This window comes from Devosia insulae DS-56 (assembly GCF_000970465.2).
Taxonomy (GTDB): Bacteria; Pseudomonadota; Alphaproteobacteria; order Rhizobiales; family Devosiaceae; genus Devosia_A; species Devosia_A insulae.
Window position 1 is genome coordinate 15633 of sequence record NZ_LAJE02000040.1, and the last position, 14908, is coordinate 30540.

Here is a 14908-nt window from a genome sequence, read left to right on the forward strand (position 1 = left end):
CGCAGACAACCAACATAGCTGCGTTGGATTCGGGCAGAGTTCTACTCGCGAGATGTAAGTTTCCATACGTTACTTACATTTCTGGCTATGCTGTTTCCACTGACGATCTCTTATCGCTCAGGTAACGTGCATGTCAGCACCCGGTTGGCGCGAGATGGCCGCGTACAAAAAGCTGCCTTAAGCAAGAATCGAAGCGATCGGCGCCGTTGATTGGTTCGCAGAAGGTAGGGGCATTCCCGGGCAACACCTTCTGCCAACTGCCCGGGCGCATATGTGTGGGGGCTGGTATCGTCGGGGCATCCTCATACAGCGGTCGCCGCTGGTTCGTCGCACAGCTCGCTCAGGTCAGTCAGAGCTTGATGGTGCCGCAGTCTCGCTCCTATCTACGGTACATCGACGTGAATGATCAGATGGAGTCGACAGGCTCTAGTGACGCTACTTGCGTCGTCCGGCCAGCGGAGTGCTCCCTAGCCATTGTCCCACATCAGATGGTGTCGCTGCATCTCAACGCCAGAAATAGTGACCTCGTCGCCACCACTAACCAAGTATGGCGCATAGTTAAGCCAAAACCGCTGCGTCGGACGTGCGAAATTATCAAATATGAAGTGCAGGAAGCTTGAAACGCTCAAAGGTCCCTTCACCGGGATACGGCAATCGGCCGAGCCGAAGGTAAGGTGCGAAACTGGGTGAGGGTCTACAGTCTCACCCGCAAGGCGAACGCAATCGAAACGGTACGTTCCTACCGACCTCAAGACCGATAGTCCCTCTAATTCGGCGCTTCCTCTTAGCCACTCTGCGAGTTCGAAATGAACGGGCATGCCCGCGCCAACGGATGGCGCAAAAGGGCATGGGATGTAGAAGTAGCGATGACTATGGATCCGACGGCCGTCGAACGTTAGCTCAACGTAGAATATCGACCCGTCTGGGAACACGGCCGAGTATATTCCTCGCTCCAGTAGCTCAAGATACTCATCAACCGAGATACCGCCATCGGCGATCATGCCCATTCCTTGGACGGGGCGTATGTTCATCATACTGCCATGCTCGATCACTTGGTGAGTTTGCACGGCGTAGAACACTCCATCGACCAACCCGTCGGTCAGGAACCGATTGAGTACCGAACAGAACTGACCAGGTGTCACTACTCATCCCCAAGTAGGCTGCTGAACTCCTGTTGTAGGTCAAGGGGGAGCTGCTCCCACTGATCCTTCGCCTTGCGTACCGCAGCGCGAATGTCTTGGAACTCGTCTGCCGACACGTCGTCAAGCAACGTGTCATTCGATACCGCTAGGGCAGTCGCTTGTGCCTTGGTAGGATAGTGGAACTGAAGCGAGTAGCCATCGTCTCTGATCTCCTTCATTTCGGCCCCAATTTGATCAATACCCGACCCGACACCGGTAACGTAGGTCCAGGCCCGTGATCTGGTAATGGCAGTGAACAAGATATTCCTTCTTTGCTTTAGCGCAAAAGCACCCTCACAAAAGTCGGCGTTCACCAAGAAGACCACCGGCGCTTCGTTCCCTTTGGCGCGGTAGATATGAGTGATTGCAATTGAATCCTCTCGAAACAATTCGTCTCGAGATGAAGTCTGGCCAGGAATATGCCCCTGGAGCCCTTCCTTCATCATTGCGCGAAGGAGGATTCCACCCTCCGACTTGCTGGTTCGCACGTCTGGCAAAACGATCAAGAAATCGCTATGCTCCAGCTCATCGGTTTCAATGAGCTCCTTTATCTTTCTCACCACCCACTCATACTGACTGGTGGGCGTATCGAATTTTTTGACGTTCAATGTATCGCTTGGCGTTAAAAGCTCGTCGAAAAAATCGGGAATGCTATCGGGGGCTCGAGCAATTTCCACGTCTGTGTCGAACTTGAGAATATCGTCCTTAGCTCGGTAGCCTAGCCTGCGCCATATTCCTGGGTCAGTGAACATTTGGGCCATTGGAGAGCGGTGAACGCCGAAGCCCAGTCCGTGGGCGGTGAGCAATGTCCAGGGCGGGTTTCGGTAGCAGCGAGGAAGAACAATGTCCTGCTGCGGCTTATCCACCTCGTTGACAAGCTCCACCAACGCGGTCCCAGCGTGATCAACCCCAAAGAGTTCTTTCGCCGACGGCAACTGGACGTCGCCAAGATTTTGTAGGTCGTCATAGGCCCAGACAATTCGCTTCGGCGATTTTACCGTGCGGTACGCCAGCTGGAAAAAGCTAGCTGGAAGATCTTGAGCTTCGTCGATGAGCATCATGTCATACAAGTCAAGCGATCCAGGGGCGGCCGTTCGCAGAGCTTCCGCGCAGGCTCCAGCGAAAGCGGTCTCGTAACCGAACAGGCGGGTGGCAGACCCAAAGTCGCGATATTGAGCGCCGGTTGCCGCAACAAAGTCTCGATAGACGCCCGTGCGATCAGACCCTCCCCAAGCATGTTGGATATGAAGCTTTGTCCAGTCCGGCTCGTCGCTAATCTGCGCAAACACGAATCGTGTGATGAGCGATTCAAACTGCTGGTAAAGTGACCGCGTGTTGAACGTGACAACGATGTCCCAATCGGGGCGCTTTACATGCAGATAAGCTGCCTTCAGCGCCAGAACCACTGTCTTTCCGGATCCCGCCAATCCACGGATTCTCTGGGGGCCGTTGACGTATTCGATTGAACCTCTCTTCTGCCAGAGATCGAGGTTGGCAACCTTTTTCTCGATCTCCTTAATCGCGTGCCCCTTGGAGTTAGGCCGGACGACGTTTGCTCTCTTCTTGCGGGGCTTCAGGTTCGAGATGCGTTGAATTGCAGCGTTTAGGTGGGCCACTTGCTCATCTGTAGGCCAATCGTCGCGGGGGATCTCCGGCAGCTGCGAGAGCTTCCGCAATCCCACGAGTAGGTTGTCTCCGACCTGTTCAAACACATCGTGGATAGGGTGTACTGTGACGGTGGAGAGTTCGATGACCAAACGTCGCCCAGTCCTCAACTCTGAGAAAGAATTCAGGCGGTTGTACAGCGCCGCGTAAAGCTGCTCTTGGCGCTCGACGATCTCCGTTGGCAGTGGATTTTGATCCGCCTTCGTTCCTCTGTCGCCGATAGAGTACAAATCGAATATGACAACCCCGTGGTTTCTGGACACCAAGACAGCGTCGAATTCTATCTTGGAGTCATCCACTGAGAGGACAGGATAACCAATGTACAGAGTGCCGAGCAGACCGGCGGATCGGACGCTCTGCACGAAGAGCTGAACCGTCTCGTGGTCCTTATACTCGCCGAAGATCACGTCGAGGTCTTCGTCGATATTTGGCAGAATCATGTTCATAGTCGGCACCATATGGTTACTAGGGCTGCCGTACCCCAGGACGACGCAACTGAGGCAGCGTGGTGATCACAAACGTATCGCACGCACTTGGGCGCTGGTCCACAAGTCGTGAGTCGCCCAACAGGCTTGGAACGGTACCCAACTGAGGCCAACCAAATGCTGGGAGTGCTCAACGGCTACAACGCAGAGCGGTTCGCGTGTCAGTCGAAACTACCCCCTCCAACTGCACCGCTATATCGTCCGGAACGACATCCGAGTAGTACATCTCGATCATGCGGACTTATGTTGATGGCGAGCTTGCACGTTCGTGCCCTTGCGAAGTTGGCTAGACGCGTAGGTAGGCCGGAAGCTGTAAGCGGTCCGCTCCCGTCCGAATGCGTCAGCCTAGCTCCGGTGCTAACCGAAACCGCAAGTCATCGAAATCCTTGAAGAAAATGGTGCTGCAAGAGAGGATTGAACTCTCGACCTCTCCCTTACCAAGGGAGTGCTCTACCACTGAGCTACTGCAGCGAACGCATGGCGTGGGGCGAGGCCCCCGGCGGCGTGGGGCGGTTACTGCCACAGGGCTTTGGCTGGTGCAAGCGCAAAAAGCTTGCAAACGGGCTACAGCAGCGAACGTGGCTTTGCTGCTAGGGTGGCGCGTGAAATCGAGTGACGTGAAGGCAAGGCTGGACGTGGCTGACGACGCGGCGAAGCGCGAGCAAAGATTGGCCGCAAAGCTTCGGGAGAACCTGAAGCGGCGGAAGGAACAGGCGCGGGCCCGGGCGGCGGGCACCGGCAAATCTCCACCCGAGACGGAAGCGAACGACACGGCCGATGGGGCTGCGTTGAAGCCGCATGGTGACTCGGATAGCTAGGGCAAGGGGCAGAACGCTCCGCAGTCGGGAAGACAACATGGATCGCATTCGTCTGGTGGGTGGCAATGAGCTCAGGGGCGAGATCCCCATCTCGGGCGCCAAGAACGCGGCGCTGCCGCTGATGATCGCGTCGCTGCTGACCAAAGACCCGCTGGTGCTGGAGAACGTGCCGCGGCTGGCGGACGTCAACCAGCTCGAAAAAATCCTCGAGAATCACGGCGTCGATATCGCCGTGCATGGCCGCAAGGCGCCGACGCTGGAGGGCCAGCGGATGACGCTGCAGGCGGCCGAGATCGTCGACACCACGGCGCCCTACGAGCTGGTCTCGACGATGCGGGCGAGCTTCTGGGTGATCGGGCCGCTGCTGGCGCGGGCGCATGAGGCGCGAGTGTCGCTGCCGGGCGGCTGCGCCATCGGCACCCGGCCGGTGGACCTGTTCCTCGCGGGGCTCAAGGAGCTGGGCGCCGAGCTCGAGATCGACGAAGGCTATGTGGTGGCGCGCGCCCCCAAGGGTGGGTTGCGCGGCGCGCGCGTGGTATTCCCCAAGGTGACGGTGGGCGCGACGCACGTGCTGCTGATGGCGGCGACGCTGGCCAAGGGCACCACGGTGCTCGAGAACGCCGCGATGGAGCCCGAAATCAGCGACGTCGCCGAGTGCCTGGTGAAAATGGGCGCGAAGATTTCCGGCATCGGCACGCGCACGCTGACCATCGAGGGCGTCGACGAGCTGCACGGGGCGACCCATGCGGTGGTGGCGGACCGGATCGAGACCGGCACCTATGCCATGGCGGCAGCGATGACCGGCGGCGACGTGCTGCTGAGGCACGCGCGGGCCGAGCACCTGCAGGCGGCGCTCGATACGCTTGGCCAGGCTGGCGTGGACATCAGCTCCGAGGCCACGGGCATCCGGGTCAGGCGCAACGGCAACGGCATCCAGGCGGTGCATGCCGAGACGCAGCCGTTCCCGGGTTTCCCGACGGACCTGCAGGCGCAGTTCATGGCGCTGATGACCATGGCCAACGGCACCTCGCAGATCCGCGAAACGATCTTCGAGAACCGCTACATGCATGTGGCCGAGCTCGCCCGCTTCGGCGCCGACATCAAGGTCGATGGCCAGGTGGCGACGGTGACCGGCGTGCCGCAGCTGAAAGGCGCGCAGGTGATGGCGACCGACCTTCGCGCCTCGGTGTCGCTGGTGATCGCGGGGCTCGCGGCGCGCGGCGAGACGGTGGTCAACCGGATTTACCACCTCGATCGCGGCTTCGAGCGGCTCGAGGACAAGCTGAGCGCGGTTGGCGCGGAGATCGAGCGGGTCACGGGCTGAAGTAGCGGACTCTGGCGTTGCAGCGATCGCCTTCTCCCCTTGTGGTCGCGGGACGAGGGCGCAGCCCTCGCCCGGAGGTGCCCGAAGGGCGGATGAGGGGTATCTCTCCGCGTACTCAGTCACTCCTCGCTTCGCTCGGATCGCGCTACACTTCGTTTTGCGTACCCCTCATCCGCCCTTCGGGCACCTTCTCCCTCAAGGGGAGAAGGCAGATCGGTGCGGTCGAGCCGTCGTGCCTCCGCGCCCCCTCTCTTGCAAAATCTAAGGTTTAGTCAAACGGCTAAACCTAAGATTTTGCTTTCTCCTCGCCAAGGGGGAGATGATCGGTGGCCTCCATAAGCATCGAAGTGTCAGTCGGGACTCTCCCCCTTGGCGGGGGAGAAAGCGAAAACTTGGGCTTAGCGCAGCTAAGTCCTTAGTTTTCGCAAGAGAGGGGGGCGCGGGAGCCACCTGCGCTCATATGCGATTGCCCCCTCGGCGCTTAACTTGTAGATCGTCTGTCGGGCCCCCACTTGCTGGTCAATTCCACCGTTTCCGGACCCCCAACACATGACCGATCTCAAGCTTCTGGCGCTTGATAGCGAAGACCTCGACGTGATTTCGGCGACCACGCAGGACGCCATCGTGCGCGTCGGCGATATGGGTTACGCCAAGGCTGACCAGCGTTTCGCGCTGCTGATGAACCGCTATGCCTGGGAAGATGGCGGTAATGCCAAGACCGGGGTGCGGAAGCGCGCGGCGCTGCATTTCGACCGGGTGACCGGGGTGAAGGTCGCTGGCATCGACACCAATTCGCTCGAGGGCGCGCTGGAACTGCTGACCATCCGCTTCACCGAGAACGCGGCGCCGAGCGGCTGGGTCGACCTGGCGTTTGCCGGCGGCGGCACGGTGCGGCTGGAAGTGGAAGTGCTGGAAGCGCGCCTGCAGGACCTGGGCGCGGCCTGGGCGGCGAAGGTCAAACCCGAGCACGCCGGTTAATGCCAGTTATTCTGGACAGCCGGGATGCCGGCTTTGCCGAAGCTTTCGAGACGCTGCTGAATTCGAAGCGCGAAGCTTCGGAGGAAGTGGGCAATGCGGTTGCCGCGATCCTGAGCGAGGTGAAGGCGCGCGGCGACGCGGCGGTGATCGAGTACACCGAGCGGTTCGACAAGCCGGCCCAGGCCTCTTGGGCGCTGCGGGTTACGGACGACGAGATCGCCGACGCCAGTGCGCGAACCTCTGCCGAGGTGATTTCGGCGCTGACGGTGGCGCATGAGCGCATCCGCGCCCACCACGAAAAGCAGAAGCCGCTCGACCATGTCTACCAGGACCACCTCGGGGTCACCTTGGGGACGATCTGGACGCCGGTCGAGGCAGTGGGCATTTACGTGCCGGGCGGCACGGCGGCCTACCCCTCGTCGGTGCTGATGAACGCCGTGCCGGCCAAGGTTGCCGGCGCCAGCCGCATCGCCATGGTGGTGCCGATGCCGGGCGGCGAGGCAAATGATGCGGTGCTGGCGGCGGCGAAGATCGCCGGGGTGACCGAGATTTATCGGATCGGCGGAGCGCAGGCGATCGGCGCCTTGGCCTATGGCACCGCTACGATTGCAGCGGTTTCGAAGATCGTCGGGCCGGGCAATGCCTATGTGGCGGCGGCCAAGCGCCAGGTGTTCGGCACGGTCGGCATCGACATGATCGCCGGGCCGTCGGAAGTGCTGGTCATCGCCGATTCTTCCGCCAACCCCGCCTGGGTGGCAGCAGACCTCTTGGCGCAGGCCGAGCATGGCGGCGGGGCGCAATCGCTCCTCATCACCACCGACCCCCGGCTCGCCGATGTTGTCGAGGACGAAGTGTGGCGGCAGATCGAGCTGTTGCCCCGGGCCGAGATCACTCGCGCCGGCTGGGAAGAGTTCGGCGCCATCATTACCGTCGCCTCGATGGCGGAAGCGGTGGAACTCGCCAACCGCATCGCATCTGAGCATGTGGAACTGGCGATCGAGGATCCGCAGGCGCTGCTCCCCAAAATCCGCAATGCTGGTGCCATTTTTCTCGGGCATCACACGCCCGAGGCAATCGGCGATTATGTGGGCGGTTCGAACCATGTGCTGCCGACCGCCCGCTCGGCACGCTATGCGTCCGGCCTGGGGGTGCTCGATTTCATGAAACGGACCTCGGTACTCGGGTGCGATCCGGCCTCCCTGGCGGAACTGGCACCGGCCGCCCGGACGCTGGCGATAACCGAGGGGCTCGGGGCGCATGAGCGCTCGATCGCCATAAGGCTCAATCGCTAGATGGCGCTGACGCCGCGACAGTTCGATCCGAACAGCGATCGCATCGTCGCCGTGACGCTGGACCCCAATACCATCACCTCGGTCGACCCCGACGAGGTGCATGAGTGGCGCATCGCCATTTACGACCTGGTCGAACAGAACGTCTTCGCCCCAGCCCGGGTCAAGGCGACCGGGCCCTATGCGCTGCACATCTCGATCGTCGGCAATTACATCGTGCTCGATGTGCGCAACCCCGACACCTATGAGCCGATCGCCGCGCATTATCTGTCGCTGACGCCGTTCCGGCGACTGATCCGCGACTATTTCCGCATCCGCGAGAGCTATTACGACGCGATCAAGACCGGCTCGACCTATCAGATCGAAACCGTCGATATGGCGCGGCGCGGCCTCCACAACGAGGCGGCGGAGCTGCTGCGCACGCGGCTCGACAACAAGCTGGAGATGGACCTCAACACCGCCAGGCGGCTGTTTACGCTGATCTGCGCGGTGCAGCCCTTCGCCAGCCGCATCGACGAGCGCGAGTCGAACCTGCCGACGGTGCTGTTCGTCTGCTCGATGAACTCGGTGCGCTCGCCGATCGCCGCCGCTTTGGCGCGGCGGTTCTTCCCCGGGCGGCTGATCGTCCGCTCGGCCGGGGTGCGCTCGGGCAAGGCCGATGGCTTCGTGCATGAGGTGATGGAAGAAATCGGCATCGATATGAGCGTCCACACCCCGCACACCATGGATGAGCTGGTGGCCAACCATTTCGACCTGGTGATCACGCTGTCGAACGACGCGCCCGAGGCGGTCGAACGGCGCGGGCTGGAGATGGGCGCCGTCGAACACTGGCCGATGCCGGACCCGACCGAGACCGAGGGCAACCGGGAGGCGGTGCTTAGCGCCTATCGCACCCTGCGCGATACGCTGCAGCAGCGGGTGCGCGAGCGGCTCGACAAACTGGTGGCGGCGCCGGCGAAGGTGGGGTGACTGATAGAGACGGCCCCCTCCCATCCTCCCCCACAAGGGGGGAGGTGCCGCATCGAGTATTGGGCACGATCGAGCCACAGGGTCGACTCTTCACCTCCCCCTTCATGCGGGAGGCCGGGAGGGGGCCGTCTGCCTGCAGTCAGCGCGCAAACGTCACCCACTTCTCAAATCGTACCTCATTCCCCATATCAACAGAGCATCCCCACCCGCAGGTGGTTCACAAACCGGGCGACATCCAGTATAGGTGGCGCCCAATTCAAGCCCCCGACATTGCCAGTAACGTGTTTCGCGGGGCCGTCTCAGGAGAGAGAATGGCTAAGGAAGAAGTGCTCGAATTTCCGGGCGTGATCACGGAACTGCTGCCGAATGCGACTTTTCGCGTGAAGCTGGAGAATGAGCACGAGATCATCGCCCATACGGCGGGCCGGCTGCGCAAGAACCGCATCCGTGTGCTGGCGGGCGACAAGGTGCTGGTCGAAATGACCCCCTATGACCTGACCAAGGGCCGGATCAACTACCGCTTCAGGTAAGATCCGAGCGCGCGACGGGAGAGCCTGCCGCGCCGCCGATGGAGACAGTATGGCCAAGGAAGAAGTGCTCGAGTTTCCAGGTGTGGTCACCGAATTGCTGCCCAACGCAACATTTCGGGTGAAACTGGAAAACGAGCACGAGATCATCGCCCATACTGCCGGCCGCATGCGCAAGAATCGCATCCGCGTGCTGGCGGGCGATAAGGTGTTGTGCGAAATGACACCTTACGATCTGACCAAAGGCCGGATCACCTACCGCTTCAAATAGGGCACCGAATGGCCAGCCGTCCCGAGCTTATCCTCGCGTCCGCCTCGCCGCGGCGCCTCGCCTTGTTGAACCAGATCGGCATCGAGCCGGAACATCTGGTGCCGGCGCATATCGACGAGACGCCGGAAAAGGGCGAGCTGCCGCGCAAACTGGCGCAGCGGCTTGCCGATCAGAAGGCGATCACCGCGCAGCACAAGGCCAAGACCACCGGAATCGCCGGTAACGCGCTGGTGCTGGCGGCCGATACCGTGGTGGCCGTCGGGCGGCGGATCCTGCCCAAGGCCGAGACGATGGAAGAAGCATCGGAGTGCCTGCGCGTCCTCTCGGGCCGCTCGCACCGGGTGTTCACCGCCGTCACCATGCTGACGCCGTCCGGCCAGATGCGCAAACGCCTGGTCGAAACCCGCATCCGCTTCAAACGGCTGTCGGCCCGCGAGATCGAAAGCTACCTCGCCAGCGCCGAATGGCGCGACAAGGCCGGCGGCTACGCCATCCAGGGTATCGCCGGGGCGTTTGTCCTGAAGCTGCAGGGCTCCTACTCGGCCGTGGTCGGGCTGCCGCTCAACGAGACGGTGGGCCTGTTGGCGGGTGAAGGCTATCCGGTCCACTTCAACTGGTTGAACCAGTCGAACCTGACAGCGGTCTGAGATGACCGCTGGGATCATCAAGAGATGACTGCCGAGATCATCAAGCTGAAGCCGACCCGGCCCTGCCCGATCTGCGGCAAGCCGTCGAGCCAGCAACACCATCCGTTCTGCTCGGGCCGTTGCCAGGACATCGACCTCAATCGCTGGCTCAGCGGGAGCTATGTGATCCCCGCCGAGCCGGTGGAGGTGGATGAAGAGGATGGGGTTCCCAAGATCGATGAGGCGGAGGACGAGGAGTAGGCTGCTCCTCCAAACGACCCCCTCTCTGGCAAAATCTAAGGCTTAGCCAAACGGCTAAGCCTAAGATTTTGCTTTCTCCCCCGCCAAGGGGGAGATGATCCGTGCCTTCCACATGCGCCGGTGTATCAGTCGGGACTCTCCCCCTTGGCGGGGGAGAAAGCGAAAACTTGGGTTTAGCGCAGCTAAGCCCTTAGTTTTCGCCAGAGAGGGGGTCGCGATCTCTCAGGACGATCCGCAGCCTCTCGTACACCCCGTCAAGGCCCTCCAGCACGTCGTTGTTCCAGAACCGCAGCGTGCGAAAGCCTGCCGCCCGAAAGTGTTCGTCGCGCACCAGATCCGCCGCAGAGCCGCTGTGCTGGCCGCCATCGAGTTCGATGATCAGCCTGGCTTCAAAGCAGACGAAATCGAGGATGTAGCCGTCGAGCGGCACCTGGCGTTTGAACTTCAGGCCGTCGAGTTGCCCGGCGCGGAGCACGGACCAGAGCTTTCGCTCGGCGTCGGTGCTGTCGACGCGGAGGGATTTGGCGAAGGCACGGTATCGAGGTGGGACTGGTTGGCGCATCCTTCACGTCCCCCTCTCTGTCCGCCGCCAAGGGGGAGATGCCCGACTGATGATCCGGCGCCCCTCCCCTCACGGCATCAGCTGCCCGCCGTTCACGTCGATGATCTGCCCGGTGATGTAGCCGGACATCGAGTCCGAGGCCAGAAACACATAGGCGCCGACGCAATCCTCGGCCGTGCCCAGGCGCTGCATCGGGATCTGCGCGGCGGCGGCGTCTTTCACCGATTGCGGGGTCTTGTCGTGGAACGGGGTGATGATGAAGCCCGGCGCGACGACGTTGACGCGGATGTGGTCGGGGGCGAACTCGCGGGCGGCGTTGCGGGTGATCGAGTGCACCGCGGCCTTGGCCGAGGCGTAGACCGCCGAACCGCCAAAACCGCCAAAGCGGCCGGCCACCGAGCCGGTATTGATGATCGAGCCGCCGCCGGCCGCCTTGAGGTGCGGATAGGCCGCCTTGGTGACAGCCAGCACCGAGCGAACGTTGAGGTTGTAGACGTTGTCGTAGGCGGTGTCGTCGAAGGCGGCGTTGGTGACGCGGTCGAGAATCGCGCCGGCATTGTTGATCAGGATGTCGAGCCCGCCGAGCCCGGCCACCGCATCGGCGACGATTCGGGCGGCCGAGGCCGAGTTGCTCACATCACCGAGCACCACCACCGCCTTGCCGCCCGCAGCGCCGATCTCGGCGGCGACGGCTTCGGCGGCTGCGGCATTCTTGTTGCCGTGCACGGCAACGGCGGCGCCGAGACGCGCCAGTTCCCTCGCCACGGCGGCCCCGATGCCGGTGGAAGACCCGGTGACGAGGGCGCGCTTGCCCCTGATATCCTCAAGCATCGTGGCTCCTCATATTGAATCGGCGCAGACTAGCCGTGCGGCCGGCGGCAAGCCACCGGAATGGTGCAGGAACGATACCCAGGAGGGCGCTTCGATGCCCGGTTTCCAGGGCGGATTTTCCACATTGAGGAAGATGGCAAAACCCGCTTGCGCACCCCGACAATGCCCCCTATAAACCGCCCGACTTAGCGCCCTCGGGCGCCACGGTTGCCCGGGTAGCTCAGTTGGTAGAGCAGCGGATTGAAAATCCGCGTGTCACTGGTTCGATTCCGGTCCCGGGCACCACTACTTCAAAACCACATTGAAATTGCTGCGCTTTTTGGCGTTTTTGTCTAGCTCTCTCGTGATCGGGAGTCTTCTTAGACACTTTTGTTCTCGGCTTGTGCCATTGACAATCCGAATCCAGAAAATCGTTCTAGCCGAGTTTGCTAGCGCTTTCGGCTAGTCTCCGCTGGTTTGCCGCCTTGGTGTAGCGCTGAACCTCTTTGAGCGTTGTATGGCCGGTTATGGCCATAATCTCGTGTGCGGTTGCCCCGTTGTCTGCCAATCGGGTTGCGCAAGCCTTGCGAAGGCCGTGGGCGCGTCCCGGCACTTCTGCTTCGATGCATCGGTCTCGAAACCAGTTGCCGAAGCCGTTGTCGGTGAATGGCTTACTAAACTCGGTCACCAGATAAACCAAGTCGCCGGTAGGGCTGGCATCCAGAACCCGCCGAAGCTCTGGGCGAATTGGAATCTCCAGATGGATCGGTTTTGTGTCGCGGTTCTTCTGCTGAGTAAATTTCAGCCAGCCTTCCCGTTCATGTTGCCGCCCGAATAAGACAACGTCAGAGCGCCGCTGACCGGTGTAAAGAAGCAGGGCAAGTGCAAGGTGCGCTTTGGTCCCCAACGGGTGCCTGCGCTCAAACTGTTCCACTTCTTCGAGCGTCCAAGTGTGGTGCCCGTCCGGATTGTGGCTTTTAAAGTATTTCACGTCCCGTGCAGGGTTCACCTGCATCAGGCCTACCTCGGGTAAGGTGGCCCAGTTGAACGCGGCCCTAATAGCCTTTACACGCCCGTTCCCGGCCTCTGGCAAACCACGCTTTGCATCGCGCAGGTTTGCGACCGATTTAGCCGTGAACCGTAAAAGCGGTACATCGCCATAGGTGAGCTTTTGTCCTTCGGGGCATTCTTGCATGCAATGGCTGAGAATGCCGCGACGGACTCGCCTCGTGCGTTCATCCAGTCCTAGGAATTCTGACGATGACATGTATTGCTGGCATAGCCATGCAAATGTGTCTTTGACCGGCTGTTGCAGTTTATCGACCGTTGGCCTCTGCCCCGCAAGCAGGCGGCGATACAACTCTTCCCATTCCGGGGTTCCGGGCGTCCCAAGCATGCGAACGTTCTTTTCGCCCTTCTGGCGAAAATAAACGAACCATTTGCCCGAACCCTTGGGCACCTCATATTCCACGACGAACTTGGGCAGGGGCGGCCTGCGGGACTTCAATTGAACACGGCCCATCTATCAACCTCGCTGTCGTCCTCATCACCCGGTAGTTGTCCAAAGGCTCGCTCAAGCTTCAACCGATCCCAAACACGACGGGCATCGATTCTCTTTGGCTTCGGCATGCGCCCATCAGCAACCATCTGGTCAAACTTAGAGGGGCTTACATCGATGTATGCAGCAGCCATGTCTCTGGACAGGCCGATTGGCGGCAGTGAGCGTGGCAGGATATCCCACCGACGCGCCGTGGGTTCAGCCGCATTGAAGTTTTCATAATGATTCAATTATTCCTTCGCTTTCAAAATATGTTTTGTTCTGTCGCTGGCGTACCTCCGACATTGCTTATGGGGTGACTGCCCACTGGCAGCGGGCAGTTGTCTGGCTCTAGCGATTCTTTTTCGCCGCTTCCTTGATCCGATCCCGACGATGACTCGCCAGACGTTCCATAAGTTGTTCGCGCTTTGCTCCATCCTCGGGAGTCACTGCGGCGTGGTCAGGCCAAAGGTCAATCTCGTGGCCAACCCGTTCCTCAACGAGACCAATTAGCGCCCAGCTATCGGCAGGGTTGCCCATAGAGCGAACGACCGCGCACATACGGTGCAAATCCCGATCCCCGACCGCCGCCGACAGCGACTTTTGGTTTTGGATCGCTGCGATGCCGTGTAGCAGGGCCAGATAGGTAACCCGCTCATTGTTATGCTTCTCTACGTCAAAGACTTTTTGGCTGTTGTTATTCACGTCAGGCATATATATTTTCCTTTATTTGATGTTAAGCTATGGGTCGAACCTACGATAGAGTCGTCTTGGAGTCAAGAAGAGTCTTCGTGTAACCGTTCACAGTATTTCTTTTGATTTCAGAGGCGATTGCTTTTAATTCTTACTTTGCTGCGACCAGTTGCCAGCGGGCAAAGAAAAACCCGCCAGCGATGGCGGGTTTCGTGCGGCAGGATCGTAGGACTACAGGTTGCGCCAATGGGGAGTCGCTGCAGGCGGACGGTAAAGTACGGCATACTGAGGCAGGGGAATTGATGGAGGCCAGTTGTCAGCGGAAAGCACAACGGGAAACCCTGTGTCCAGACCCGGCACCTTCCTGAAACCGAACTCAGCGGCAAAGGTTTGGGCCATCGCCTGCTTGTCGTCGCCTGACATCGAGTGAGGCAACAGCGGGGCGACGAAAAGACGTTCGACACTGCCGGTCCAAACGAGGTCCATCAGGCGAGCGCTTTTCCGCCTTGATAGCTTTTTACCGGGTGTCCATTTCGTTCCAACGAACCAAGTGCCATCGCCAAGCGGATGCACTATCTCTACCACGCCCCAAGGCGTTTGGTGACCGGCCTTAAGATTGATAGTGCCGTAATTGGTCTCAATCCTGACAGTCTTAGTTGCTACACGTTCATCCAAAATCATTTCGTTATTTCCATTCGTTCTAGATTTTCACATTCGGCACTCCATTTCTGTTTTGCCGGGTTCACGATGTCATCTAGATCGGAGTCCAAAGTGCAGTCAACAGCCGTAATTCATTGAAAGAATGGCTATTCTTGAATTTATAGACTGCTCGCCGCGCGGGAAAGCTGGCTTTTTGCTGTCAGTTGCCAGTTGTGATGGCCTAGCTCGCACAGAAAAATAATCTACTAGGGG

The 14908-nt window shown here is 60.3% G+C and carries 17 protein-coding genes, 2 tRNA genes and 1 pseudogene; 11 read left to right on the forward strand and 9 right to left on the reverse strand.

Translation table 11 applies throughout. From position 1 onward, the window contains the following. Positions 1 to 467: 467 nt before the first annotated feature. The 3 genes from VW23_RS01465 to VW23_RS01475 form a co-directional block, all read right to left on the reverse strand. Positions 468 to 1142 carry a DUF2290 domain-containing protein gene (locus VW23_RS01465; protein WP_069907820.1) on the reverse strand — a complete coding sequence of 225 codons (675 nt, stop codon included), beginning with the start codon at positions 1140 to 1142 and terminating at the stop codon, positions 468 to 470. Then, positions 1142 to 3292, reverse strand: a complete 2151-nt coding sequence (locus VW23_RS01470) for a DEAD/DEAH box helicase (RefSeq protein ID WP_176730302.1) — start codon at positions 3290 to 3292, stop codon at positions 1142 to 1144. The genes VW23_RS01465 and VW23_RS01470 overlap by 1 nt, the downstream gene beginning before the upstream one ends. A 435-nt stretch (positions 3293 to 3727) precedes the next feature. After that, positions 3728 to 3802: transfer RNA gene (locus tag VW23_RS01475), tRNA-Thr, on the reverse strand. A gap of 131 nt (positions 3803 to 3933) precedes the next feature. On the opposite strand from VW23_RS01475, the gene VW23_RS01480 reads away from it, so the two are divergent. From VW23_RS01480 to yacG, 10 genes and pseudogenes are all read left to right on the forward strand, one after another. Then, on the forward strand, positions 3934 to 4149 hold the full coding sequence (locus VW23_RS01480; RefSeq protein WP_141728177.1) for a hypothetical protein: 216 nt from the start codon (positions 3934 to 3936) through the stop codon (positions 4147 to 4149). A gap of 37 nt (positions 4150 to 4186) precedes the next feature. Further along, on the forward strand, positions 4187 to 5473 hold the full coding sequence (gene murA / locus VW23_RS01485) for a UDP-N-acetylglucosamine 1-carboxyvinyltransferase (RefSeq protein ID WP_069907822.1): 1287 nt from the start codon (positions 4187 to 4189) through the stop codon (positions 5471 to 5473). A 549-nt stretch (positions 5474 to 6022) separates the two neighbouring features. After that, positions 6023 to 6451 (forward strand): DUF2948 family protein, encoded by a 429-nt coding sequence (locus tag VW23_RS01490; protein ID WP_069907823.1) that lies wholly within the window; start codon positions 6023 to 6025, stop codon positions 6449 to 6451. Beyond that, entirely contained in the window at positions 6451 to 7743 is a 1293-nt protein-coding gene (hisD, locus tag VW23_RS01495) for a histidinol dehydrogenase (protein WP_069907824.1), read from the forward strand. Before VW23_RS01490 ends, hisD begins: the two co-directional genes overlap by 1 nt. Beyond that, positions 7744 to 8223: pseudogene (locus tag VW23_RS29370) on the forward strand (UPF0262 family protein); the annotation flags it as partial. It abuts the gene before it with no gap. A gap of 57 nt (positions 8224 to 8280) precedes the next feature. Further along, positions 8281 to 8709, forward strand: a complete 429-nt coding sequence (locus VW23_RS29375; protein ID WP_280138954.1) for an arsenate reductase ArsC — start codon at positions 8281 to 8283, stop codon at positions 8707 to 8709. 311 nt (positions 8710 to 9020) lie between these two features. Beyond that, positions 9021 to 9239, forward strand: a complete 219-nt coding sequence (gene infA, locus VW23_RS01505; protein ID WP_055048078.1) for a translation initiation factor IF-1 — start codon at positions 9021 to 9023, stop codon at positions 9237 to 9239. A 49-nt stretch (positions 9240 to 9288) separates the two neighbouring features. Continuing rightward, positions 9289 to 9507: a translation initiation factor IF-1 gene (gene infA / locus VW23_RS01510; protein WP_035082742.1), complete on the forward strand. Its 219-nt coding sequence runs from the start codon at positions 9289 to 9291 to the stop codon at positions 9505 to 9507. 8 nt (positions 9508 to 9515) lie between these two features. After that, positions 9516 to 10154, forward strand: a complete 639-nt coding sequence (locus tag VW23_RS01515) for a Maf-like protein (RefSeq protein ID WP_055884460.1) — start codon at positions 9516 to 9518, stop codon at positions 10152 to 10154. Positions 10155 to 10178: 24 nt separating this feature from the next. Beyond that, complete coding sequence (yacG, locus tag VW23_RS01520) at positions 10179 to 10394, forward strand: DNA gyrase inhibitor YacG (protein WP_069907826.1); 216 nt, start codon at positions 10179 to 10181, stop codon at positions 10392 to 10394. Positions 10395 to 10584: 190 nt separating this feature from the next. Here yacG and VW23_RS01525 read toward each other — a convergent pair whose 3' ends face one another. Continuing rightward, positions 10585 to 10956 carry an endonuclease domain-containing protein gene (locus VW23_RS01525; RefSeq protein WP_069907827.1) on the reverse strand — a complete coding sequence of 124 codons (372 nt, stop codon included), beginning with the start codon at positions 10954 to 10956 and terminating at the stop codon, positions 10585 to 10587. Between the two features lie 69 nt (positions 10957 to 11025). Further along, complete coding sequence (locus tag VW23_RS01530; RefSeq protein WP_069907828.1) at positions 11026 to 11787, reverse strand: SDR family NAD(P)-dependent oxidoreductase; 762 nt, start codon at positions 11785 to 11787, stop codon at positions 11026 to 11028. A 209-nt stretch (positions 11788 to 11996) separates the two neighbouring features. Between VW23_RS01530 and VW23_RS01535 the strand changes: the two genes are divergently transcribed. After that, positions 11997 to 12072 (forward strand) — tRNA-Phe (locus VW23_RS01535). A gap of 130 nt (positions 12073 to 12202) precedes the next feature. Here the strand turns inward: VW23_RS01535 and VW23_RS01540 are convergent. The 4 genes from VW23_RS01540 to VW23_RS28460 form a co-directional block, all read right to left on the reverse strand. Beyond that, positions 12203 to 13237: a tyrosine-type recombinase/integrase gene (locus VW23_RS01540; protein ID WP_244513338.1), complete on the reverse strand. Its 1035-nt coding sequence runs from the start codon at positions 13235 to 13237 to the stop codon at positions 12203 to 12205. A 32-nt stretch (positions 13238 to 13269) separates the two neighbouring features. After that, a complete protein-coding gene (locus VW23_RS28100) occupies positions 13270 to 13554 on the reverse strand; it encodes a helix-turn-helix transcriptional regulator (RefSeq protein ID WP_244513339.1) in 285 nt (94 codons plus the stop codon). 100 nt (positions 13555 to 13654) lie between these two features. Next, entirely contained in the window at positions 13655 to 14017 is a 363-nt protein-coding gene (locus VW23_RS01545) for a hypothetical protein (RefSeq protein WP_069907830.1), read from the reverse strand. A gap of 210 nt (positions 14018 to 14227) precedes the next feature. Further along, complete coding sequence (locus VW23_RS28460; protein WP_141728178.1) at positions 14228 to 14677, reverse strand: hypothetical protein; 450 nt, start codon at positions 14675 to 14677, stop codon at positions 14228 to 14230. Positions 14678 to 14908: the final 231 nt, after the last annotated feature.